Below are 23,507 nucleotides of genomic sequence, written 5' to 3'. Positions count from 1 at the left end.
CCGCCCCCTTCCCGCCCCCGCCGGGGCGGGAAGGGGGAGCCTGATTTTGTTTCTTCGCGCCGGCTACGCTTCTACGGCGCCAAGGTTGCGGCCTGCTTCTTCAGGCCTGGAGTTCAAGGCTACGGTCGGAGTAAATGGCTCGATCGCTGGCGCGCAGCTGCCGGCCGGGGGCATGCACGTCCCGCCGCGTTCTCTACGACCGCTGGCGTGAAATGCGGGTGTGCCATGGGCGGTGGCGACGTTGGCGCTGTAGAAGCGTATCCAGCAAGCAGAAGCCAAATCAGGCCCCCCCTTCCCGCCCCGGCGGGGGTGGGAAGGGGGCGGGGGGGGATAGGGGGGGGTAAAAACCCGCGCCGGAGGCAAAAACAATGAACCCCGCCTACGAACGCAACGGCGATCCAGTCGCGAGAGAAGACTTCTACAAGATCGCCTGCGACCCCAACCGCCACGTGGCCGTGGAAGCCTGCGCCGGCGCCGGCAAGACCTGGATGCTGGTCTCGCGCATCCTGCGTGCGCTGCTCGACGGTGCCGCGCCGCACGAGATCCTGGCCATCACCTTCACCAAGAAGGCGGCCGGCGAGATGCGCCAGCGACTGATGGAGTGGCTGGAGCAGTTTGCCCATGCCAGCGACGAGCAGTTGCTCAAGGAGTTGCTGGCCCGCGGCGTCGAGCCGGCGCGCGCGCGGGAGCTCTGCGTACCCCTGCGCCAGCTCTACGGCCAGCTGCTGGCCCAGGGCCGGCCGGTGCAGATCCGGACCTTTCACAGCTGGTTCGCGGCCCTGCTGCGCAACGCGCCGTTGTCGGTGCTGGAGACGCTGGGCCTGCCGGCGGGTTACGAACTGCTGGAGGACGATGCCCCGGCCATCACCCAGGTATGGCGGCCGTTCCAGGCGCGCCTGCTGCGCGAACCCGAAGCGCGGGCCGACTACGAGGCCGTGGTGGCCGGCCATGGCCGCTTCCAGACCGAGAACGCGCTGACCGCGGCCTTGCAGCGCCGTGTGGAGTTCCTGCTGGCCGATGGGGCCGGCACGGTGGAGGCGTCGGTGCCGGCCTTTGAGGTGCTTTATCCCGAGCTGGGCGGCGAGGACACGCCGGCGCACGTGCTGTGCCAGCCGGCCGTGCGGGCGCGGTGGCTGGCCCGGGCCCGGGCCCTGGGACTGGAAAAGAACAAGACACCGCAGAAGGCGGCGGCGGCCGTCATCGACGCCTATGCCCTGCTGGACGCTGCGGCCGGCGCCGTGCGGCTCGACGAGGCGCTGCAGACCCTGCGCGCCGGCTTTTTCGTCAAGGACGAGGACCGCCTGACGCAGCACCTGCTGAAAGTGGGCGCGGCGCAGGAGGCCGAGCCCGAGCTGCAGCGCCTGTGCGCCGCGCAGCAACAGCACGAGGCCTGGCGTTACCAGCAGCGTCTGACGCGGCTCACGCGCCTGCTGATCGATGAATACGCCACGCTCAAGCGCGAACGCGGCTGGGTCGATATGAGCGACATCGAACGCGCTGCCTTGCATCTGCTGGCCGACCCGGTACTCGGGGGCTGGGTGCAGGAGCGCCTGGACGCGCGCACCCGTCACCTGCTGATCGACGAGTTCCAGGACACCAACCCCCTGCAATGGCAGGCGCTGCACGCCTGGCTCAGCAGCTACGCGGGCAGCGGTGGTGGCGCGTTGGCCCCACGGCTTTTCATCGTGGGCGATCCCAAGCAGAGCATCTACCGCTTCCGCCGCGCCGAGCCGCAGGTCTTCAAGGCGGCCAAGGCCTTTGTGCGCGAACTCGGCGGGGAGCTGCTGAGCTGCGACCACACACGGCGCAATGCGCCTGCAGTGCTGGCCCTGGTGAACCAGGCTATGGAGGAGGCCCAGGCACAGAAAGACTACGAAGGTTTTCGGGCCCACACCACCGAATCGCAAGAGACCGGCAGCGTGCAGGCCCTGCCGCAGATCCCGCGGCCCGACAAGCCGGAGAAAGGTGCGGTGGCCCCGGCGGTCTGGCGCGACAGCCTGACCGAGCCGCGTGTCACGCCCGAGGAAACGCTGCGCACGCTGGAATGCCGCCAGGCAGCGCGCTGGCTGGCCGCGCAGATACGCGGTGGCCTGGCTCCGAAAGACATCATGGTGCTGGCGCGCAAGCGCGATCGTCTGGCCGTCATGCAGGAAGAGTTGCGCGAGCTGGGGATTCCGGCGCAGCAGCCCGAGAAGAGTGACCTGGGCGATGCGCCCGAGGTGCAGGACCTGGTGGCCCTGCTCGACGCCCTGGTCTCGCCGGCACACGACCTGTCGCTGGCGCGCGCGCTCAAGTCGCCGCTGTTCGGCGTCAGCGATGACGATCTCATCGCGCTGGCGCTGCGCCAGCGCGAACACCGAGCGCCATGGTTCGACCTGCTGCAGCAGGGCCAGGGCTTGCCGCCAGCGCTGCAGGCCAGCGTGCCGCAGCTGCTGCGCTGGAAGCACTGGCTGGACACGCTGCCGCCGCACGACGCGCTCCACGCCATCTACGACGATGGTGACGTGCTGGCGCGTTATGTGGCCGCCGCGCCGGCCACCCAGCGCGCGACCGCGTCTACCAATCTGCAGGCGCTGCTGGCGGCTGCCCTGCAGGTGGACGGGGCGCGCTACGCCACGCCCTACGCGTTCGTGCGGGCGCTCAAGGCCGGCGGGGTGCCGGCACCCGCGCTGGCCGATGCCGATGCGGTGCGCCTGTTGACGGTGCACGGTGCCAAGGGGCTGGAGGCCGGGCTGGTGCTGCTGCTGGACACCGACGCGCCGGCCCAGCGCGCCCAGAGCATGGGGGTGCTGCTGGACTGGCCAGGCGAGGACGAGGTGCCGCGTTGTTTCATCTTCCTGGCCAGCGAGAGCCGGGTGCCGCCCAGCGTGCGCGAGGCGCTTCAGGCGGAGGAGCTGGCACGCCAGCGCGAGGAGCTCAATGCACTCTACGTGGCCTTGACGCGGGCCCAGCGCTGCCTGGTGCTGTCGTCGGTCCAGCCGCACCAGGCCAATGGTGCGAGCTGGTGGCAGCGCCTGCAGGCGGGCTGCGATCCCCTGGCGCGGAAGGACATCCCGGAGCCGGCGGGCTCTGCCACGGCCCGCACGCCGGGCGTGATCAGCCTGCCTGTGCTGCCGGTATTTTCCGCGCCGGCGCCGTTTGCTATCAAAAATGGAGCTTCTCAGGATGCCTCCACGCCCGAGGCCCGGGTGGGCCAGGCCATGCACCGCCTGCTGGAATGGGCGGCGCTCGATGCCACGGGCTGGTCTGCATCCCAGGTGCAGCGTGCCGGCGCCGAGTTCGGCCTGGACGAAGCGCAGGCCCGGCAGGCTGCGGCCATGGCCCTGCGCATCCTGCAGGGCGAGGGTGCCTGGGCCTGGCGTTCGGGCGAGGTGGTCTGGCAAGGCAACGAAGTGCCCGTCACGCTGCAGGGCAGCGTGCGCCGCATCGACCGGCTGGTGCGCCGGGCCGACGGCAGCTGGTGGGTGCTGGATTACAAGTCGGCGGCGCAGCCGCAGATTCAGGAAGAATTGCAGTTGCAGCTGCGCGATTACCGTGCCGCGGTGCAGGCGGCCTGTCCGGGCGAGCCGGTGCGCGCGGCCTTTCTGAGCGCACAGGGAGCCCTTGAAGAGATCACGTAAGGTGAAACACCCCCTGAGCCGCTGCGCGTCCCCCCCCTCTCTCGCCTGCGGCGGGGGGGGCGGCACCAACGGCCCGGCTGAGCCGGTTCCGTGGTGCCCCTGGTCTGGGTGGATGCATGGCGTGGGTGTCGCGCGCCGGTGAATGGAATGATTGAAATGCAGAACAAAAGAGTGGTGGTGATCGGCGGTGGCCCGGCCGGTCTGATGGCGGCCGAGGTGCTGGTGAACGCCGGCGTGGTCGTGGACCTGTACGACGCCATGCCCTCGGTGGGCCGCAAGTTCCTGCTGGCCGGCAAGGGCGGCATGAACCTCACGCATTCCGAATCGGCGGACCGTTTCGCCGAGCGCTACGGCGCCCGTCGCACGCAGATCGAGGCGCTGCTGCGGGGCTTCGGCGCGCCCGAACTGCGCGCCTGGGCGCAAGACCTGGGCATCGAAACCTTCGTCGGCAGTTCCGGCCGCGTGTTTCCCAAGGACATGAAGGCCGCGCCGCTGTTGCGCGCCTGGCTGCAACGCCTGCGCCATCCGGCGCACGGCGGGGCGGGTGTGGCCTTCCATATGCGGCATCGCTGGATCGGCTGGTCCGATGACGGCCGCGAACTGTGTTTCGAATCGCCGGAAGGCGAGGTGCGTGCGCAGGCCGACGCGGTGTTGCTGGCCCTGGGCGGCGGCAGCTGGGCGCGGCTGGGCTCCAACGGTGCCTGGGTGCCTATGCTGGCCTCACGCGGCGTGGCGGTGGCGCCGCTGCTGCCGGCGAATTGCGGTTTCGATGTGGCGCTGCAGCGCAAGCTGCCGCCCGAGGGGCAGGTCCTGCCGGTACAGGCCGTGCCGGCGCCCGTGGGCTGGAGCGAGTTTTTTGCCAGCCGCTTTGCCGGCCAGCCTTTCAAGACGGTGGCCATCCGCTGCACGGACGCCGTGGGCCGCAGCTTCGAGCGCAAGGGCGAATTCGTCGTCACCACCACTGGCGTGGAAGGCAGCCTGATTTATGCGGCATCCAGCCTGCTGCGCGAGGAGATCATCCGCACCGGGCGCGCCACCTTGTACCTGGACCTGCTGCCCGACCTGCCCGCCGAACGCGTGCTGGCCGAAGTGTCGCACCCGCGCGGCTCGCGTTCGCTGTCCAGCCACCTCAAGAGCCGGCTGGGCATTGACGGCATCAAGGCGGCTGTCCTGCATGAGTTGCTGGGCAAGGAAGACATGCACGACGCCGGCAGGCTGGCGGCGGCGATCAAGGCCTTGCCGCTGCAGCTGGTCGCGGCACGACCGATCGACGAGGCCATCAGCAGTGCCGGTGGCGTGCTGTTCGAAGTGCTGAATGCGGACCTGATGTGCGAGGCCTTGCCCGGTCTGTTCTGCGCCGGCGAGATGCTGGACTGGGAGGCCCCCACGGGGGGCTACCTGCTCACGGCCTGCCTGGCCAGCGGCCGGCGGGCGGCGCAGGGGATGTTGCGCTACCTGCAGGGCTGAGGGCTCCCGCATCAGGCGTGCAGGTGCCGTAGCGGCCGGGCAGGGGAGGCGGGGCGTGCCCGCCATGATCCCTATTGGCGCTTGCCGGCCTTCCTGGGGCTGCACATCCGGGCCAGCACATCGAACACCGCTGCCGTGTCGTTGTCGGCATGGCCCATGCCCATGGCAGCGTTGTAGACCGGCAGGGTGGCGGCGAACAGCGGCGCCGGGGTCTGCGTTTGCGCCAGGGCGGTGCTGATGAGCTTCATGTCCTTTTGCCAGATGCCGACCTTCATGGTGGCCTGGTCCCAACTCTGGTCGACCATCATGGGGCCGCGCACATCCAGCATGCGTGAGCCGCCCGCGCCATCGGCGAGGACCTTGACCGCGAGCGCCGGGTCAATGCCGAAACGCTGGCCGAACAGCAGCACCTCGGCGGTCGAGACGTTGTGGATGGCCACCAGAAGATTGGCCATCAGCTTCATCTTCATGCCATTACCGAACTCGCCCAGGTAGTAATTGGCCTTGGCGAAACCTTCGAACACCGGTGCCAGCTGCTTGACCGCCTTGGCCGGACCGCTGGAATAGATCGACAGGTCCTTGCGCACGGCCTGGGCGCCGGTGCCCGAGAGCGGGCAGTCCAGCAGCGTGATGCCCTTTTTGGCCAGGATCTTCTTCGCGGCCAACTTGTCGTCCACTTCCAGCGTGCTGGTTTCCACCACGATCAGGCCCTTGTTTCCGGCCTGGGCCACGGCCTGCGCGGCATCCATCAGCGCCTGGGGGCTGGGCAGCGAGGTGATGATCACGTCCACCCGCGAGGCCAGATCCGCCATGCTGGTGCAGGGCTTGCCGCCGACCTTCTTCAGGCGCGCGCGGGCCGTGGGGTCGGGGTCGAAGCCGAAGACTGCGAAGCCGGCCTTCAGCAGATTGGCGGACATGGCCGAGCCCATGATGCCCAGGCCCAGGAATCCGATGCGGGTGGCCGGGGCAACTGCAGGCGCTGCGGTTTTTTTCTGGGTGGTCATTTGATCTCCTATTTGGTGTAAATTCCTGCGTAGTCTAAGACAAGACATCTAACCAGGGTTCACGCCGTGACCAGACCAGACCCAAGCTCCGCTCCGTCCAGCAACCCGGTCACCGTGGGGCTGGTGGGCTACGGCTGGTGGGGCAAGACCATCGCCCGCCAGATAGCGCAGTCCGCTCGACTGAACCTCGTGGCGGTGGTGGAAGTCAGCGCCGAGCTGCGCCGCGAGATGGCGTCGGACCCCTTGCTGGCCGGTGTGCAGGTCCTGGCCGATAGGGATGCCTTCCTGTCGCTCGGCGGGATGGAGGCGGTGATCCTGTGCACCCCGCATCAGCAGCACGCCGACCAGATCGTGGCCGCCGCCGCGGCGGGCAAGCATGTCTTCTGCGAAAAGCCCCTGTGCCTGACGCTGGAGGATGCGCGCCGCGCCATCCGCAGCTGCGAGCGCCACCAGCGTGTGCTGGGCATCGGGCACGAGCGCCGTTTCGAGCCCTCGGTGATCGCCCTGCGCCAGGAAATTGAGGCAGGGGTCTTCGGCACCATCCTGCAGATCGAAGCGAACTTCAGCCAGGACAAGTTTTTTGCGCTGCCCAAGGACAACTGGCGCCTGTCGAACCAGCATGCCCCGGTCGGGCCGCTGACGGCCACGGGCATCCATCTGGTGGATCTGGCCATCGCCATCCTGGGACCCAGCGAGGCGGTGTGGGCGCGCCTGGCCACCCGCGGTTCCGACTTCGAGAATGGCGACACCCTGGGCCTCATGCTGGCTTTCCCCGGGGGCGCCAATGCCCTGATCAGCGCCATCCTGGCGACCCCCTTCGAAGGCCGCCTTGCGGTCTATGGCTCGCAGGGCTGGTTCGAGATCCGCGACCGCACGCACCCCGAGCAGCCCACCGGCTGGGACATCTGCCGCGTGATGCGCGGCCAGGCGCCCGTGCGCAGTTTTGCGCCGCCGCATCCCACGGTGCTCGCCAACCTGGAGGCGTTTGCCGCGGCCATCCGCCAGGAGCGCCCCTATCCGGTGAGCCACCGCGAGATGCTGGCCAATGTGGCGGCCCTGGAGGCCATCATGACGTCCGCCACCTCGGGCCGGATCGTGCCTGTGGCGGCGCCCGACCTGGCAACCCCGGCATGAGCACGAGGAGCGCCCCGCCCCGCAAGACGCGATTGAGCGGGCCGGAGCGCGAGCAGCAGATCGCGCGCGGGGCGGTCGAGTTCTTCTCCGAAGTGGGCATGGGCGGCGACACGCGTGAGCTGGCGCGTCGCCTGGGGGTGACCCAGTCCCTGATCTACAAGTACTTCCCCAACAAGGGCGCGCTGATCGATCGGGTCTACCAGGAGGTCTATCTGGGACGCTGGAACCCCTTCTGGGAGTCGGTCATCCGCGACCGCAGCCTTCCCCTGGAGGAGCGCCTGGTCAGCCTCTACCTCGAATACTCCAAGGTTGCGCTGACGCGCGACTGGGTGCGCATCTTCATGTTCTCCGGCCTGCGCGGCGAGAGCATCAACAAGAAGTACCTGGAGGTGCTGCGCCGGCGCATCCTGGAGCCCATCGCGCTGGAGCTACGCCACGCGCTGCAGCTGCCCGATGTGAAGGCCTTGCCCCTGAAGACCGCCGAGATCGAACTGGTGTGGAGCATCAATGCGCGCGTCTTCTACTTCGGGCAGCGGCGCTGGATCTTCGATGTGCCGATGGAGGGCGATGTGAACGAGATGATCCGTCTGACGATTGCCCATTTCATGGCCGGCGCGCGCGTGGTGCTGCCGCAGATCCTGGGTGTCGCGGCACCGCCGAAAGCCCGCGCAAAAAAGCGCGCCTGAGCGCCGGATCTCGCCCCATCCCGAAAAGAGATCTGCGCGGCCCCTTCCGGATCGTCAACAGACCCTAAGGGAAACTCCCAGTGCTGTTGATCATGCGATCAATCTAAAGTGATCATATGAACACTCCACGAGCCACCTTCGACGTGCGCGAGCTGCGCAAGGTCTTCGGGAGTTTGGGCACGGGGCTCACCGTGGTGAGCTCGGGCCAGGCAGACGACCGCCGGGTGGGGGTCACGGCCAAGGCCTCCAGCTCGGTGTCCCTCTCGCCCCCCATCGACTCGTGGAGCCTGCGGGCATCGTCCCCGAGCCTGGACGTCTCTGACCGCACGGGCCGTTTTGTCATCAACATCCTGTCCCGCGCCCAGCGCCACCTCTCCAGGCGTTTTGCGAGTTCGGTCCCCGACAAGTTCGAGGGCGTGGCGTTCACGCCCGGGCTGGAGCGGCTGCCCGTGCTGCAGGACTGTGTGGCCACCATCGAATGCCGGACGGCCGAGCGCCTGCAGGTGGGCGACCCTGTGCTGTTCCTGGGGCCGGTCGAGAACCGCACCTGCCAGCGCAAGCCCTCCCTGCTGTTCTGCCAGGGCGCCTATGAGCAAGGCGCCGAGTGCAGCACGGCCTGAACCCGCGAACCCGTCCATTACTCAGGAGTCCACGTTGAAACACAGCATGTTCATGATGCCCCTGCACGCGCTGGGGCGCGACATCGGGCAGACCCTGGCCGAGGACCGCGAGGCGGTCCTGCTGGCCGACCGCCTGGGCTACAGCGAGGCCTTTGTGGGCGAGCATGTCACCGATGCGGCCGAGACCGTGACCTCCAGCATGATGTTCCTGGCCAGCCTGGTGGCCGAGACCAAGCACATCATGCTGGGCACCGGCACCATCAACGTGCCCAACTCGCACCCGGCCGCCATCGCCGCGCAGGCGGCCATGCTGGACCACATGCTCAAGGGTCGCTTCATCATGGGCATCAGCCCCGGCGGCCTGATGTCGGATGCCGAGGTCTTCGGCAACTTCGGCAAGAACCGCAACGCCATGTTCGTCGAAGGCATCAACATGGTGCTCAAGATCTGGGCTTCCGATCCACCCTATGACCTCGAAGGCGAATTCTGGAAGGTGTCGGTGGGCAAGACCATGATTCCCGAGATCGGGCAGGGTTTCATCATGAAGCCCTACCAGCGCCCCCACCCCCTCATCGTGGGTACGGCGGTGGCGCCTTTCTCACAAGGCGTGACGGAAATGGCCAAGCGCGGCTGGCAGCCGATCTCGGCCAACTTCCTGATGCCCGAGTGGGTCAAGACCCATTGGCCCAAGTACGTGGAAGGTCGCGAAAGCGTCGGGGCAAAGGCCGACCCGAGCGAGTGGCGCGTGGCCAAGAGCATCTTCGTGGCGGATGACGAGGCCACGGCCCGTCGTTACGCGCTGGAGTCGGGCGGGCCTTATCACTTCTATTTCAAGCAGCTGGTGCGCAAGCTGGTGGGCGGGGGCGGGCGCGGCAATCTGTTCAAGACCGATCCGGCAATGGACGACGCGCTGATCACGCCCGAGTACGTCACGCAGCGGCTCGTGCTGGCGGGCACCGTCAATTCGGTGGTGGACCAGATCCTGGCCTTCCGCGAGAAGGTGGGCGACTTCGGCAACCTGCTCTATGCCTGCCACGACTGGATGGACCCGGCCCTGGGCAAACGCTCCATGGAGCTCTTTGCCACCGAGGTGATGCCGCGCGTCAACGCCGCCTTGCGCCGCTGACCGACCGATTTTCTGAACCGAGCCAAGGACAACCCATGTTCTACACCTGTGCCGCAAGCTGCAGCGACCCCGCCCACGGCCACGCCGAAGGCTTTTCATTGGCGGGGGGCTCCCGTGCCGCGAAGGCCAGCCCGGCCCCCAAGGCACGAACTGCGCCTGCCAAGGCCGCGGGCAAGACGGGCGTGAAAGCCAAGGCCGCCACGGCCCATGTGGTCAAGAACCGCCGCGGCCAGTCCAAGGTGGTGGACATCCACTGCCATTACCTCAACCCCGAGGTCAACAAGAAGACAGCCCATCTCAATGCCGCGCAGTACGATCCCACCGTCATCTTCGCCAACGATCTGACCAACCAGACCAATGCGCTGCAGATGAAGACCCGTGCGCCCAAGCTGATGGGCGTGGAGGAGCGGCTGCAGGACATGGACCGCATGGGGGTGGACATCCAGGCCGTTTGCCCCGCGCCCTATCACTACTTCTATTTCACCGAACCCCAGCTGGGCGCCGAGCTGGCGCGCGACGTGAACCACGGCATCGCCGAACTGGTGGCCGGGCATCCCGACCGCTTTGTCGGCCTGGGCTCGGTGCCGCTGCAGAACGCCGAGCTGGCGGTGCGCGAGCTCGAGTACTGCGTCAAGACCCTGGGCCTGCGTGGGGTGGAGATCTGCACCAACGTCAACGGCATGAACCTGACCGATCCGCGCCTGGGGCTGGAGAAGTTCTTTGCCAAGGCCAACGAGCTCGGCACGGTGATCTTCATGCACCCGCTGGGCTACACCCAGGGCGAGCGGCTGCGCAACCACTACTTCAACAATGTGATCGGCAACCCGCTGGAGACCACGGTGGCCGTCAGCCACCTGATCTTTGACGGGGTGGTGGCGCGCCATCCCAAGATCAAGTTCATTGCGGCGCACGGTGGCGGCTTCCTGGCCCATTACTGGGCCCGCATGGACCATGCCTGGAAGGCCCGTCCCGACACGCGCACGGTGATCAAGCGCAAGCCCTCCAGCTACCTGGAGAAGTTCTATTTCGACACCATCACCTTCGACCCGCGCATGTTGAAGAACCTGATCGACCGTTACGGCGCCGACCACGTCCTGCTGGGCACCGACTATCCCTACGACATGGGCGAGGAAGACCCGCTGGGCCTGATCGCCGGCGTCAAGGGGCTGCCCGCCAGCGAGCGCCGCATGATCGAAGGGCTCAACGCCATGAAGCTGCTGAAGATCAAGGCCTGAGCCCCGGCCCATGACGTGCCAGGCCGGCCCGGGGACCACAGGGTTAACACCCTCGATGCCATTCATGGTGTGCACGCAGAATGAAAAGTCGATGTCCAGTGCGGCGAGTAATTGAATTTCCAACCACCCAAGGAGATGACATGAAGTCGGTGTTGCGATCGAGTCTGAAAAGAACCAGCCTGCTGTTGCTGGCCCTGGGCCTGAGTGGCCTGTCGTCCATCGTGGCGGCGCAAGGTTTTCCCAACAAGCCCGTCAAGCTGGTGGTGACCTATCCTCCGGGGGGCAGCTCCGACCTGATGGCGCGCATCATGGGCCAGAAGCTCAGCGAGCACTGGGGGCAGCCCGTCATCATCGAAAGCAAGCCGGGCGCGGCCGGCTCCATCGGCATGGAGTTCACGGCGCGCCAGCCGGCCGACGGCTACACCTTCGTGGTGGGCAACCTGGGCCCGGCGGCGGTGAACCCCTTGATCAGCAAGGTGCCCTACAGCATGGAGAAGGACTTCATTCCGGTGGCGCTCACGGCGACCGGTCCCAACATCCTGGCCGTGCCGGCTTCCTCGCCCTACAAGACCCTGGACGACCTGCTCAAGGCGGCGCGTGCCCAACCCGGCTCCATCAATTTCGGCACCAGCGGCCCTGGCAGCATGGCGCACCTGGGTGGTGAGCTCATCATGCGCCAGGCCGGCGTCAAGATGGTGGGTGTGCCTTACAAGGGGGGCGGCCTGGCCGTGACCGACCTGATCGCCGGCCAGATCCAGATGATGGTCTCGGACGCCTTGCCGGTCATCCAGCACATCCGCACCGGTCGCCTGCGTGCGCTGGCCATCACGAGCGAAAAGCGCTCGCCCATGAGCCCGGAGATCCCGACCTTCGCCGAAGCCGGCCTGCCGGGCCTGGTGGCCGTCAACTGGTGGGGCGTCTTCGTGCCCGCCGGGACGCCCAAGGCCATCGTCGACAGCTACCAGCAGGCGCTGGTCAGGATCATGGCCAACCCCGATCTGAAGGAGCGGTTCGCCGGTCTGGGCGTCGAGGCCCATGCCAGCACCCAGGACGAGTTCAAGGCCTTCCTCGCTGCGGAGACGGCCAAATACGCCAAGCTGGTGGCCGACAACAACATCAAGGCTGACTAGCCTGCAACGCGACAAGGGCAGCACATCATGCGCATAGGCATCGCAGGAACCGGCAAGATGGGCAGCGCGATCGCCTCGCGCCTGCACACCCTGGGCCAACCGGTCACCGTCTGGAACCGCTCGAAGGCGCGCGCGCAGACGCTGCTCGACAGCGGCATCGCCTGGGCGGCCACGCCCGCCGAACTGGCCAGGCAGTGTGATGTGGTGCTCAGCCTGCTCACCAACGAGCAGGCCCTGGACGAGGTCTACCTCTCGGCCCAGGGCTTGTGGTCCGGGCCGGTCAGGGACAAGCTCTTCATCGAGATGAGCACCGTCAAGCCCGCCAAGCAGCAAGAGCAGGCTGCGCGCGCGCGCACCGTGCATGCGGCCTATCTGGAGTGCCCGGTCAGCGGCAGCGTGGGCCCGGCCAAGGAGGGCAAGCTCATGGGTTTCGTGGGCGGCGAGGCGGCCGATCTGGCGCGCGCGCGTCCGGTGCTGGAGCTGCTGTGCCGCCGCATCGAGCATGTCGGCCCGCATGGCGCCGGGGCCACCATGAAGCTGGCGATCAACCTGCCGCTGATGGTCTATTGGCAGACCCTGGGTGAGGCGCTGTCCCTGATCGAGCCACTCGGTCTGGATCCGCAGCGGGTGATCGAGGTGTTCTCCGAGTCCTCGGGCGGACCCCATATGCTCAAGGTGCGCGGCCCCATGATCGCGCAGGCGCTGGCCGGTCAGAAAAACGAGGCGGTCACCGTGGACGTGGCCACCATGCGCAAAGACGTGCGTGCGATGCTCGCGCAGGCCCAGTCGCTCGGGCGCAAGCTGCCGCTGACCGAAGCCACGCTCAAGAGCTTTGACCAGGCGGCACAGAGCGGGCTGGATGCCGCCGACTGCACCAGGCTGCCGGTCTGGTGGCTCGGTACAGGTGGCAAACTCTAGTGTCTTCCCCGGTACCCACGTGTCCTGTGCGGCACGTGGGCCCCGTCCGCCGGCGCCTGCCGGTTCCCAACGATCTCATCCATCCGAGCCTCTGCCATGACCGAACTCACCCTAGACACTGCCCTCACCATCGCCCAGGCCGCCGCCAGGGCGGCACGCACCGCCGGCTACCAGCCCATGGGCATCGTCGTGCTGGACCGGGCGGGTGATCTGGTGACCTTTCTGCGTGAAGACGGCGCAAGCATGTTCCGCTTCGACATCGCCAAAGGCAAGGCCTGGGGGGCCGTGGGCATGGGTGTTTCCAGCCGTGTGCTCGCCCATCGCGCCAAGGACAATCCCAACTTCTTTGTCACCCTGGCGGCGACGGCACAGGGGCAGTTCCTGCCCCAGCCGGGCGCGGTGCTGATCAAGAACGCGCAGGGCCAGATCCTTGGCGCGGCTGGCGCCAGCGGTGGTACCGGGGACGAGGACGAAAAAATCTGCATCGCGGGCATCGAGGCCGCTGGCCTGGTCGCCGCTTGATCCGAGGGGGCTGCCGGCCCGGCTTGCCGTGCAAGACCTCCTGTGCGCCCAGGCACCAAAGGACTGGCAGATGTATGAGGTGACGGACCTCGACCCCGGCACTGGCTCCACAGTTAGGGCTGCTTGGTTCCCCACCTGACCCGGTTGGCCGCTTCACCATGCGGGAAGGCCCGTCGCTATCTATTCAGGTGCTACATGGATGTGACACACGAATGAGGCGATTCTAGTCACGACTCCTTTCCACACAAGAGTAGCGCAACACGGTGGCAACCAAGCCTGTGGTATGGATGGGACAGACCGCCCTATGTTTGCCATGCTTGCGGCCAAAAACCTGAAGGGATAGGGTCACCAGGGCTGTCCGGGGCATCGCCATCAATTCGCAATGACGACTCCCACGAGTACTGGGACTCTCTAAAACCTTAGGTGGTGTCCCGCAGCCGGCACCAAGAAGTAGACCCTTTTTCTGGGGCAGGGGGGTGTGGACAGGTTGTTGGTCTTTTCCAGCCGACTACGGATAGCTTCAAAACTATCCACAGGCTCGTGCAGGGAGCGGAATTAACTTGTCCACCGTGTTGGTGGCGCTACACTACCGGTAGTGGCTTGTAATCGCAGTTGACCCCATATATAGTGTTTTCCTTGGGCCAGCTGCCCACAAAGAAAAAGGCCGCTGAGAGGTACGAACTCTCAGCGGCCCTGGCAGACAACCGTTACCCGGCGAGGTCTGCCCCCAACTCACGTTGAGCAACGTTGAGCGTAACCCATCCGGTAACGGTATGGCAATTACGGGGTTTTACGTACCGGGCTGGTAGTAGCTGTTCAAGAAAGGAAACTTTATGACAGCAGGTAAGAAGCCCGGTAGCAGTACCGGTAACAGTGGGGGCATCTTCCGTGAGGTTGGGCCGCGCGGGGGAATGCGCGACAACTTCGCGGCGGTGCCTGATAAGAAGCCGTTGCCTCCGACGTCTTCTCCCGGAAGCACATGGGTGCCCGTGAGCAGGACGCCGAACAGCAAGCGGTAGTGACAGGGGGCCATGCGGATTGGCTTCACCGTCAACCGAGTGGCCCGCTGTTTTATCCAAGCAAATGTTACTTAACAAACCTCGGAAAAATTGATCATGCCAGCATACTTTGACCTCAAGCGTAGCCAAACGCAGTACATGTTTAACTTCAAGGGCGGGAACGGTGAAATTGTTCTTACCAGTGAGCGATACGCTGCCAAGCAAGGTGCAGTGAATGGAATTGCGGCGGTGAAAACCAATGCCCCATTTGAAAGCCAGTATCGACGACTCACGGCAAGCAACGGGTTGCCGTATTTCACACTTGTGGCAGGGAACGGAGAGACGCTAGGGACTAGCGAGACTTACTCTTCGGTTGCAGCCAGGGAAACAGGCATTGCGTCGGTGAAGCTGAATGCTCCAACTGCGCCTGTTGTTGACAACACCTAGAGCGCAAGCCTGACATGCTTTCCGCCAGTGCCGGCCCTGAGGGCCGCTGGTGGTCTGCATGTTGATGGCTATGGGTCGACTTTTGGGGGACGCCCCAATCAGTCTGCCTTGCGCTCCCCAGTGCCGTTCTTTTCCTTCGCCCTGGCCTTCATGTATTCCACGCCATGACCAGCGATGGTCAGGGCGGTCAACGTGGAAGACGGACGCTGGATGGCAGCGAGTTGCTGTTGCGCCCTCGTTCCCGCAGCCAGGTCGCCCATGCCTATCTCGGTCTGGGTTCTACGGGCGTTACTCGCAATGGTTGCCATGTTCTGGCCGTTCTGCACACCCAGCGCAACAGAGCCGCGCTGCATGGATACCCCACCACCGGCCTCCCCAGCGATGGCGTCGAACGCAGCCATGTCCTTGAAGGCCTGCATGGAGTGCTCATTGGTCTCAGCTGCTGCGGCCTCTGCCTCTTGCTGCTGTGCCCTCTCTGCGTCCATGCGGGCCAAATCACGGGTCAACTTGATGGCCTCGCCCTGCTTATTGGCTGCGTCCTGTTGGATGTTGTGCGCCTGGATCGTGGCGTATATCGATGCGGCCAGTGCAATTGCTGCGGGATAGCACATGGGTTACGCCGCATCTTTCTCGATGATGACTCCGAAGGACCCCAAGGGAACCCCAATGAGTTGCACCGTGCTGTTGCGGCAGCAGACGCGCACGGTCCCCTCCATGGGTACGTAGGCGAAGTAGGAGATGCCAGCAGGCCGCTGGAACGGTTCGACAAGCGTTACGACATCGCCCAGCCCTGCGCCAGGCAGGGGTACGTCACGGCTGATGAAGGTCAGTGCCGGGACTACGGGGAAGCTGAGTTCAGCCACGGTGGAAATACGGTTCATGGAAATTGGTTCTTAGAAATAGAAAAAGGCCCCGAAGGGCCTCTTGTGTTGATGAGCGTGTCTGGGGTGCTCAGTGGTGACGCTTGAACTCCAAAGCCAGTGTCTTGAAGGGCGTGACATCACGTCTAGCAGCCAGCGACTGGATTGCGCCCTGAAGCGCTCGGCCCTTGCTTTCACGCAGCCACGCATAGAAGGCCGGCTTCTGCGCTTCATCAATGCCCATGCCGGCTACTTCCCTCGCTACGATTCGCTCGTGCATGTCGTAGCCATGTTCTACATACTCGGACGCCAGCTCGGGCGAGATGGCCGCTAGTTCGGCTAGGGTCATTGCCGCTTTGTCGAGGCTCTGCGCACCAGACAGGACTGCAATGGTTACTGAGGATGCCGCAGCGTCATACGCGTATTGCGGTAGCGGTTCAATGTCCTCAGCCCAAAGCGCATCCTCCTCCGGTGAGAACACACCAGCCCCGAGGTCCACTGGGGACTCTTTTGGGGCCATTTCGGAGGCTGCAGCTGCGGGGCTGGCGGTGACTTCGCTGCGGGTTGCTGCTTGCTTGTCACGCCACAGGCCCGGGCCAGCCGGCTCAATCAGACCATCGGCGATGGCTTGTCGGATGTGGGTACGGCTGGCGGTGTTGCCCGGGATCAGTTCGACGGTATCTGCCCCATTCACACGCTGGAGGGTTGCTGCGACCGAAGAGGTATCGCGGTCCTGCCCGACCGTGTACTTCGTGACCCCGCCCTGGGTGACCCCGCCATGGCCCATGTTGAATCTAATGGGACCTTGATGAACTCTTGCTGCCTCGTGCTGGACCTCGGTGGGGGCCGCTGCAGGCTGACCGATGGTCATGCGGGTGATGTTGCCTTGCTGGCTGATGGTCATCTGGGATGTGTTGTCATGTGTCATGGTGTTTGCTTTCTTGTTGGTTGGTAAATGAGTGGTGGTCTTAGCTGGCCATCGTCCGAGGCCCTTTGCGCTTGTTGGCGGCTTTGCGGGCTCGGTCGGCTCTGTTTTTGGCGTTGCGCTCTACCGGTGTCATGGCTTCCCTGCGGGCCTTGCGGGCTGCTGACTTGGCTGCCTTCTTTGCTGCAATCACAGCCGGTGATGGAGGCTCCTGCAAGGTGACAGCGCTGCCCGCTTTTCGGCGTTTTCTGGAAGCTGCAGAGCATTCGGCGCAGCGCCCACTACTCGTGATGCGGTGGTGGTCAGTGAAGCCGCCGCCGCACAGCGGCACTGCGTAACGGGTCAGACCGGCCGCAATGGCTGCATCTCGTAGGGTTGCTTTGGGGCCATGTAGGGCCTGTGCGGCCATCTGGTTTAGGACGTAGGTTGACATTCGGTCATGGGGTTTGTTGTGTGGTGAATGGAAGAGCAGAGGTCTGGCCTTTGGTCTTCGCTGCTGCCTCGTTTAGGTAGACCGCCGTAGGGCTTGCCAGGGGCGCTCGTAGCTGCGCCAAAGTCTCCGCCGCTCGGGTCTCCTTGGTGGCTACCGCGTCAGCGACATTCACGAGGAAGTGAGACAGGGAGGCCCGCAACCAGGTCCCGAGAGAATCCAGAGCCGAGAACTTGGGGCGCAGCTGGTATCCCGTGGTGCCCTTCGAGACGGCCTCGCGGGTGTACCGACGCGGCCTCGGGGCTAGGTGCATGACAGCCCGAGATAGGCCGAAGTCCTCTGATCGCTTGTCAGGCAGTGCCCGTTGGTTGTCTTGAAGAAAGCACCAAAAGGCGCAGACCTCTACGAGCAGATCCCGGGGGCTGACCCCGTGGCGGACCAGCCGGGCAACCTCAGGGGCACCCTTGAAGGAGTCCTCAGAGGCCGCAGCGCCGAGCATCCATCGGGTCAGGTAGTCGAGTGCCGTCACGTAGCCAGGATGGCTCTGGTTGGCCTCGAAGACCGCAGCGACCTCCTTGCGGTAGCGGGCGTACTGCGCAGGCTTGATGGGGCGTGCGTGTGGATTCCCGTACTTGCGGTAGACGGATTGATGAGCAGGGCAGTAGGCGTCGAGGCCGTGACGGTGCTCGGTGCATCCTTGTGCTTTGCAGTACCGGAGGGAGTTGCGGGCCTTGGCCTCAGTTGCTGTCTTGGGGCACGGTGGCCCGGGGAAATATTGATGGGCGTAGTTCATTGGTTGGGAGGAAATGGAGACCAGACGACCAAAAGCCACTCGTGGTGGCTGGCTACTGGGTGTCCCCGAGGCGGGGCGCGAGGTGGCCCTTGTGGGGCCGGAGGGAGCTGGGAAGGACAGGCGGGAACGGAGGTTCTGCGGTGTCCTAGAGGGGTTCTTCAAGCCGTTCTGCTGTTGTCCTCTGGGGCAGAGGGTCAGCAGGCGCTGTTGAAGGGGTGACTCTTGCGTGGGTTGTTCTGTGCGTAGGTTGAACACCTACCCAGGGAAATCAACAATGAGGAAGCGTGGTCTATCGGCGAAGCCGGATTCAAGGTCTCCAGCAGTTGTCATCTGTTCAGATGCGGTCAGCTGCGGCCTTGAAGAAGTGCTTCTCTATCTATGTCTTCCTCTACATCTACCTCTATCTCTAAGCCGAGGACATTTCAGGACAACCGGGGGACATTTCCGGTGTCCCTCGGGACAGAACGGGGACAATTTAGAAGTCGTCCTCCCCGCCTGCTGCACTGCCCTTAGCAGGGCCTTGAGGCGTACCCGCTGGGGCTAGCTGCTTTGCTCGTTGGGCGCGCTTCTTGGCCCGCTCTTGCTCCCGTGCATCTAGCATCACATCGCGATGCTGTACCAGCTCCGGCATGTACCAGCCGATGATTTCGCCATCGGGTGTGGTTGCCCTCTCGAAGCCAAACTCAGGGGTGAGCAGCTCGTCTACTTCTTCCTGTGTGATGACATCCCGAGGGTTTCGCAGGGCCATGCGGGTACGGATGTTCTTGACGGCAACCGGCCCCAAGGGGGTGCAGTCGGTGAGCCAGTAGCGGTCTCGGAGCAGGCTTCGCATGGCGATTTGCAGGGCGGTGGCGTCTTGCATGAGAGTTGATTCCCGGGTGGAGTGGTACTTGAACCAGAGCGAGGAAACGACCTCGTTGGGGGGCTTGGTGGATGACATCAATGTGGCGTTTTGAATGGGGCGGTGGCAGGTAGGGCCTGCATGGTCTTGGCAGCCTCCAGCACTTGCTGCTGGCGCTTGACCTGTTCCATATAGATGCGTGATTCGGCGAACAGCGCCGAGCTGTGAGGGCCTTCAGCTGACAGGGCCGCTACCAGCCCCTTGAGATACAGCTCATGCAGCTTGTCGAGCTGCTTGCGGACTTTCGGGGTGTCCACAGGCCCTACGTAGTGGTTGTCAATCAGGAAGGTACGGGCCAGGGTCAATATCTCTGCTGAGGGCTTGGCCTTGCTGGACTTGCTGAGCAGCGCTGTGAGGAGGCGCTGCCACAGCTCGTGGAGCGTTGCCCGCGAGGCTGGGCCGCGAGTGGTTGTCATGGTCGGGGTTCTTTCTTTTCGGGGAAATGGCTGAACTGTTCGAGGTGCTTTTGCATGGCTGCCTTAGCGGCAACTTGGTGAGCACCGAGCAAGACAACATCGAAGGGAGGCAGGACCTCGCTGGAGGTCCCTAGACGGGCCTCGGCTGCGTCCTGTTCGCCTGGGGAGGTGTGGGCGCCGTGGCAGGCCCAGGACACGCTACGGACCTCGCTAGAGGCCTTGTCGAGCGGTAGCTGTTCGAGGTGCTTCACATAGACCTCCAAGGCTCTGCGGATGACACCCGGCAGAGGTGTCTTGAGGCCGCCGTGGAGCTGGACCCACCTGGCTGCCCACTTGGCCCCGAGGGATGACTTGAAGTCGAGATGGACCCGGCTGGGGCCACCGTGGTTGCACTGGACTAGGTAGGCCTTGCGGGGCGGCTGAGCAGGGGTGATTTTTAGGCTGGACATGGAATGGATTCCCGGGGCCGGAATCGAACCGGCACGACATCGAAAAAATAGAGAGGGATGGGGGCGCGAGGCCAGATCGGCGATATGTGAGAGCAAAGGTAAGCGTTTAAGCAAGGATCAGGGTTCAGACGCGAAAATGGCCCGTTTTGGCGCTAAGCCCATGATTCACATTGTGATTTGATGACCCAGATTCGCTATCAAATATGTAGCGCTTTGGCGCCCCAATTGACGTATTGACTACATACGTACTACACTACAGGTTGGTTGTCAGGAGACGAGATGTCCGAGAAGTTCGTGGCGTACTACCGGGTCAGCACCGCCAAGCAGGGGCGCTCAGGGCTTGGCCTTGAGGCGCAACAAGAGGCCGTCAGGCAATACCTTGCTGGTGGCGAGCGGGAGCTAGTCGAGTCCTTCAAGGACATCGAGACTGGCAAGGGCAGCAACGCGCTTGAGAAGCGCCCCGGCCTGCGGGCAGCGGTAGGCCTTGCCAGGAAGAAGAAAGCGACCCTGCTGATTGCCAAGCTAGACCGACTGGCCCGTAACGTCCATTTCGTGTCGGGACTGATGGAGACCGGCGTCCAGTTCCAGTGCTGCGACTTTCCCTCAGCAGACCGGACCATGCTGCACATCTACTCAGCCATGGCCGAGCACGAGGGCCGCAGGATCAGCCAGCGAATCAGCGAGGCACTACAAGCCAAGAAGCGGGCTGGCAAGCCTGTCGGTAACCCGGCCAGCTTGACGCCCCACAACACGGCGCGGTCAGTCGCAGCAGCCGAGTTTGCCGCCAAGCTCAAGCCCACGCTGGCCGCGTACAAGGCACAGGGGCTGACGCAGCGGGCCATGGTGGAGGCGATGAACGCAGCAGGCATCAAGAGCGCACGGGGTGGACTGTGGAGCCTGCAGCAGCTCCAACGGGTTATCGCTCGTCTCCAGTAATGGGGAGTGCGAGTGCACGACACCGAGGGGGCACGGGGGAAACTGGGTATTTGAGCTTGTCTGATACCCGCTCACATTTTTTCTGCAAAAACGCTGCCAAACCTCGGCGGACATCTGGCTAATTACTTTTCCCGACTATGCGCGATGTACAAGCGCGTGGCCCCGAGCTATCTCGTCATTCGCTTGGCACGTCAACGGCCCAGCTCTTCGGTATCACAGCCTCTGGCATGACCTTGCGCCAATCAGCCACAAACGCCTTCTGAAAATTGATGGGTTCCAGGCCCTTGTACTCTTGGCGCAGGTAATCCGGCCACATCCACTGCAGGTATTCCCCTTCACGCTTGCCTTGGAAGAACTTCGCAATGCCTACATCCCTCACTCCACCAATGCACAGTTCGAATTCGCGGCAAGACATCACGGCATAGGGCATGGTTTCCACCATTCGGGCATCTAGGCCAGCGTCTGACAACTGGCTGTGCACGCTTTGCGCGAGCAGGTTATGTAGTAGCGGCCCAATAAAGAACCAATCTTCGAACGTAATCACCAGCGGGATTATTGGATTGCCATTCGGCTTCCATGACGACAGGCCATGTTGGGCTTCCCGGATGTTTTTGTAGTTCTGGACGACGGCCTCCGCTATTTTGTCGACATCTGCACGCAGTGCGACGTCTCCGCTCTCCCGTGCCGCCTGTGTCAAACGCTTTGTTTTGCATTCGATGACAAGGTTTCCACTGGCATCGCACGCGATCCAATCAGGCCCGTGATGAGTATCCCCTCCTACAGGATACGGGGTCTCCTGCAGGACCGTGGCAGGCCAATCTTTGTATGCCACTGCCAACACCTCGCCAACGTAGGCCTCGAACGCAGCGCCAAAGGCGTTTCCAAAGCCTTGTACCTTGACCAAGTCGTAGTAAAGGCCTGTGCTGAACCTGCGCAGTAGAAGCTCAGGAACTGGGCAATGCATGCGATTCGGATGCTTTGGGTCTAGTACCACCAATGGCGTTGCTTCTAGCGGATTCCATGCATAGTCCCATGTTGCATCTACAGCCTGTTCTGCGAGCAATGACTTCAGGTCGTCAATGCTCATCGACAACCTTGAGAAGAACGTAGCTGCCTTCGCCTCCGTGATGCCAAAATAACTGTAGTCCTGAGCGCTGTTGATGTCGAAGCGGTGCAGTAGGTGCCCCCCGAGCGAAAATCCAAGAAAGAAGAACTCCCTCACGGTCAGGCCAGTATGCTTCTCAAGCATGGGGGCCACACTTGGAGAACCGAAGGTCTTGAGATGTCGAAGCAACGACCGGTAGATGTTCCCCTGTTGCCAAGGGAACTGCTGGTGTGCGATACGCAGCAGCTCGTTGAAGACATGGTCCGGCCCATTACGTCGGAGCTTGCTACCCTCATTACCGGTATTCCGCATACTGTTGACGACTGTCCCGATAGCGGCCAGAGAATTGAGCCGCTTTGCGCCCCCGCGTTGCTGGGCGTGCAGCAAGACCTCGCGTGCGATTGTTGGCAACTCCCAAGGGAGTAGTTGCCCCTTAAGCGAATACGGTCGCGTGCCCGCCAGCACGGGAGCTGACGTTGCAGCGGGATCCTCAATATGCTGGGACAGTTGCCATACGTCGGCCAGTGTGGTCTCCAGCGAGCACTGCCGCAGGTAGTTCCGAAGCGGCTTGTAGGCGTCATATATCGCGGTCATTCATTTTCACTCCCTCCGGTCAAGATTAGACCGCCTTTCTCTTCTCTCTAATGCCAGTATTCGCGGATCGAGAAAAGCTGCGGCAAGCATCAACCGCCCCCAGGTCAAATAGCCATGAAGCTCGTCTAGCTGGCGCTGGACGTCTTCACTCGGCGGCGTAGTCAATCGGCCCGCGAGGTTCACGAGTCTGCGTGCTCGTCCCAGAGCACTATCGGATGGAGCTTTTCGCTCTTCCCAATGCTCATGGAAATAGGTCACAGCATCCTCTACCTCAGCCGCGTACAGTTTGCTCATCGCACTTCCCTTGTTGTTGAAGCCACGCACAGTCGGGTAAACATCGAGGTCACTTCAAGTCCACCTCAAATGTCCAGCTCCCCACCTCAAGCATGAGAGAACGCCCTTCTTTCCACGCATCCAGCCGCCAGGATCGCTTTGGTTCGTAGAAGACTCCCGCATCGGCAATTGGCAAGACTCCGGCAAGAAATACCGCCAAAGCATCGAGACGGGCAGCAATTTGGGGCATGAGGACGGGCCATGAGGGCATGTTGTTTGTCTTTCGGGTTCTCGCAGCAACATCGCTACGGCCCCGAAGAATGCTCTGACTGCACCCTGCGCACATCGGGTGATTCACCTCTGGAAAACATGCTTTACACTGGTGATTCTCAAGCTACAGCCCGACCGTCCCACTAGTGGGATAGTTCCAAAAGCGGGAACATAGATAGCAACAGGAGGAGAGACATATATGACAAAGTCATCTGCAATGAATGACTCCCTGATCCAAGGTCTCTTGTATAGATCCGAAGACACGTCTGTCGACTTCAAGGCCGAACAGTACGTCATCTCGAAATTGGACGAGGTCAAGTACTCAGGACGAACCAAGGCTGAGCTTGCGGAACTCTTTAAAGAGAAAAAATCTGAGCTCCTGAAGGACCTTCTTGCCATGGCCAATGCGTGGCGAGATGGCCCGGCCTACATCTTGATTGGCTTCAAGGAAAACAAGCCCCATCCCCCGGACTTGCTTGGTATTGAGCCGGGAGATTTCCACGATGATGCTGTGTTCCAGCAGTTTATAAGCAGCAAGGTAAATCGCGTCCTTGAATTTAAGTATGAGGTCTGGGCTTCCCCCGATTCCCCGGACGGTTTGCTTAGCCCTTTAAGCCTTCTTCAAACTGGACCGGGCTGAGGAAGTCT

The 23,507-nt window shown here is 63.6% G+C and carries 22 protein-coding genes and 1 other RNA gene; 13 read left to right on the top strand and 10 right to left on the bottom strand.

The window, feature by feature from the left end:
* Positions 1–368 precede the first annotated feature (368 nt).
* Complete coding sequence (locus AC1RRP_RS04020) at positions 369–3,620, top strand: UvrD-helicase domain-containing protein (RefSeq protein ID WP_493033490.1); 3,252 nt, start codon at positions 369–371, stop codon at positions 3,618–3,620.
* 156 nt (positions 3,621–3,776) lie between these two features.
* Positions 3,777–5,087, top strand: coding sequence for a TIGR03862 family flavoprotein (locus AC1RRP_RS04015; protein ID WP_493033489.1), 1,311 nt, complete (start codon positions 3,777–3,779; stop codon positions 5,085–5,087).
* A gap of 71 nt (positions 5,088–5,158) precedes the next feature.
* Here the strand turns inward: AC1RRP_RS04015 and AC1RRP_RS04010 are convergent, their stop codons facing one another.
* Entirely contained in the window at positions 5,159–6,139 is a 981-nt protein-coding gene (locus AC1RRP_RS04010; protein ID WP_493033488.1) for an NAD(P)-dependent oxidoreductase, read from the bottom strand.
* 18 nt (positions 6,140–6,157) lie between these two features.
* Here AC1RRP_RS04010 and AC1RRP_RS04005 point away from each other — a divergent pair, with 18 nt between their 5' ends.
* From AC1RRP_RS04005 to AC1RRP_RS03970, 8 genes are all read left to right on the top strand, one after another.
* Positions 6,158–7,225 carry a Gfo/Idh/MocA family protein gene (locus AC1RRP_RS04005; RefSeq protein ID WP_493033487.1) on the top strand — a complete coding sequence of 356 codons (1,068 nt, stop codon included), beginning with the start codon at positions 6,158–6,160 and terminating at the stop codon, positions 7,223–7,225.
* Positions 7,222–7,911 carry a TetR/AcrR family transcriptional regulator gene (locus AC1RRP_RS04000; RefSeq protein ID WP_493033486.1) on the top strand — a complete coding sequence of 230 codons (690 nt, stop codon included), beginning with the start codon at positions 7,222–7,224 and terminating at the stop codon, positions 7,909–7,911. The genes AC1RRP_RS04005 and AC1RRP_RS04000 overlap by 4 nt, the downstream gene beginning before the upstream one ends.
* A gap of 116 nt (positions 7,912–8,027) precedes the next feature.
* Entirely contained in the window at positions 8,028–8,531 is a 504-nt protein-coding gene (locus tag AC1RRP_RS03995; protein ID WP_493033485.1) for a flavin reductase family protein, read from the top strand.
* 34 nt (positions 8,532–8,565) lie between these two features.
* On the top strand, positions 8,566–9,657 hold the full coding sequence (locus tag AC1RRP_RS03990; RefSeq protein ID WP_493033484.1) for an LLM class flavin-dependent oxidoreductase: 1,092 nt from the start codon (positions 8,566–8,568) through the stop codon (positions 9,655–9,657).
* A gap of 35 nt (positions 9,658–9,692) precedes the next feature.
* Entirely contained in the window at positions 9,693–10,892 is a 1,200-nt protein-coding gene (locus tag AC1RRP_RS03985; RefSeq protein ID WP_493033482.1) for an amidohydrolase family protein, read from the top strand.
* Positions 10,893–11,032: 140 nt separating this feature from the next.
* On the top strand, positions 11,033–12,022 hold the full coding sequence (locus AC1RRP_RS03980; protein ID WP_493033480.1) for a Bug family tripartite tricarboxylate transporter substrate binding protein: 990 nt from the start codon (positions 11,033–11,035) through the stop codon (positions 12,020–12,022).
* A gap of 27 nt (positions 12,023–12,049) precedes the next feature.
* Positions 12,050–12,940, top strand: coding sequence for an NAD(P)-dependent oxidoreductase (locus AC1RRP_RS03975; RefSeq protein WP_493033478.1), 891 nt, complete (start codon positions 12,050–12,052; stop codon positions 12,938–12,940).
* Between the two features lie 96 nt (positions 12,941–13,036).
* Entirely contained in the window at positions 13,037–13,462 is a 426-nt protein-coding gene (locus tag AC1RRP_RS03970) for a GlcG/HbpS family heme-binding protein (protein WP_493033476.1), read from the top strand.
* A 78-nt stretch (positions 13,463–13,540) separates the two neighbouring features.
* Here the strand turns inward: AC1RRP_RS03970 and ffs are convergent.
* Positions 13,541–13,637: signal recognition particle sRNA small type (gene ffs / locus AC1RRP_RS03965), an RNA gene on the bottom strand.
* Positions 13,638–14,577: 940 nt separating this feature from the next.
* Here ffs and AC1RRP_RS03960 point away from each other — a divergent pair.
* Positions 14,578–14,907, top strand: a complete 330-nt coding sequence (locus AC1RRP_RS03960) for a YegP family protein (protein ID WP_493033474.1) — start codon at positions 14,578–14,580, stop codon at positions 14,905–14,907.
* A gap of 98 nt (positions 14,908–15,005) precedes the next feature.
* Here the strand turns inward: AC1RRP_RS03960 and AC1RRP_RS03955 are convergent, their stop codons facing one another.
* From AC1RRP_RS03955 to AC1RRP_RS03925, 7 genes are all read right to left on the bottom strand, one after another.
* Positions 15,006–15,518, bottom strand: coding sequence for a virion core protein, T7 gp14 family (locus AC1RRP_RS03955; RefSeq protein ID WP_493033472.1), 513 nt, complete (start codon positions 15,516–15,518; stop codon positions 15,006–15,008).
* Between the two features lie 3 nt (positions 15,519–15,521).
* Complete coding sequence (locus tag AC1RRP_RS03950; RefSeq protein ID WP_493033470.1) at positions 15,522–15,788, bottom strand: hypothetical protein; 267 nt, start codon at positions 15,786–15,788, stop codon at positions 15,522–15,524.
* A gap of 70 nt (positions 15,789–15,858) precedes the next feature.
* Positions 15,859–16,695: a hypothetical protein gene (locus tag AC1RRP_RS03945; RefSeq protein ID WP_493033468.1), complete on the bottom strand. Its 837-nt coding sequence runs from the start codon at positions 16,693–16,695 to the stop codon at positions 15,859–15,861.
* Between the two features lie 40 nt (positions 16,696–16,735).
* Positions 16,736–17,125, bottom strand: coding sequence for a hypothetical protein (locus AC1RRP_RS03940; RefSeq protein ID WP_493033466.1), 390 nt, complete (start codon positions 17,123–17,125; stop codon positions 16,736–16,738).
* A gap of 4 nt (positions 17,126–17,129) precedes the next feature.
* Positions 17,130–17,915, bottom strand: coding sequence for a hypothetical protein (locus AC1RRP_RS03935; protein ID WP_493033464.1), 786 nt, complete (start codon positions 17,913–17,915; stop codon positions 17,130–17,132).
* A gap of 475 nt (positions 17,916–18,390) precedes the next feature.
* A complete protein-coding gene (locus AC1RRP_RS03930) occupies positions 18,391–18,855 on the bottom strand; it encodes a hypothetical protein (RefSeq protein ID WP_493033462.1) in 465 nt (154 codons plus the stop codon).
* The gene (locus tag AC1RRP_RS03925; protein WP_493033460.1) at positions 18,855–19,232 is read right to left on the bottom strand and encodes a hypothetical protein; all 378 of its coding nucleotides are present in this window, start codon (positions 19,230–19,232) and stop codon (positions 18,855–18,857) included. The genes AC1RRP_RS03930 and AC1RRP_RS03925 overlap by 1 nt, the downstream gene beginning before the upstream one ends.
* 728 nt (positions 19,233–19,960) lie before the next feature.
* Between AC1RRP_RS03925 and AC1RRP_RS03920 the strand changes: the two genes are divergently transcribed.
* Positions 19,961–20,617, top strand: coding sequence for a recombinase family protein (locus AC1RRP_RS03920; protein WP_493033458.1), 657 nt, complete (start codon positions 19,961–19,963; stop codon positions 20,615–20,617).
* Between the two features lie 175 nt (positions 20,618–20,792).
* Here AC1RRP_RS03920 and AC1RRP_RS03915 read toward each other — a convergent pair whose 3' ends face one another.
* Positions 20,793–22,316: a hypothetical protein gene (locus tag AC1RRP_RS03915; protein WP_493033456.1), complete on the bottom strand. Its 1,524-nt coding sequence runs from the start codon at positions 22,314–22,316 to the stop codon at positions 20,793–20,795.
* 742 nt (positions 22,317–23,058) lie between these two features.
* Here AC1RRP_RS03915 and AC1RRP_RS03910 point away from each other — a divergent pair.
* The gene (locus AC1RRP_RS03910; RefSeq protein ID WP_493033454.1) at positions 23,059–23,499 is read left to right on the top strand and encodes an ATP-binding protein; all 441 of its coding nucleotides are present in this window, start codon (positions 23,059–23,061) and stop codon (positions 23,497–23,499) included.
* Positions 23,500–23,507: the final 8 nt, after the last annotated feature.

The organism is Hylemonella sp. GW821-FHT12C09 (assembly GCF_058807395.1).
This window is presented reverse-complemented; position numbering and strand designations above follow the sequence as displayed.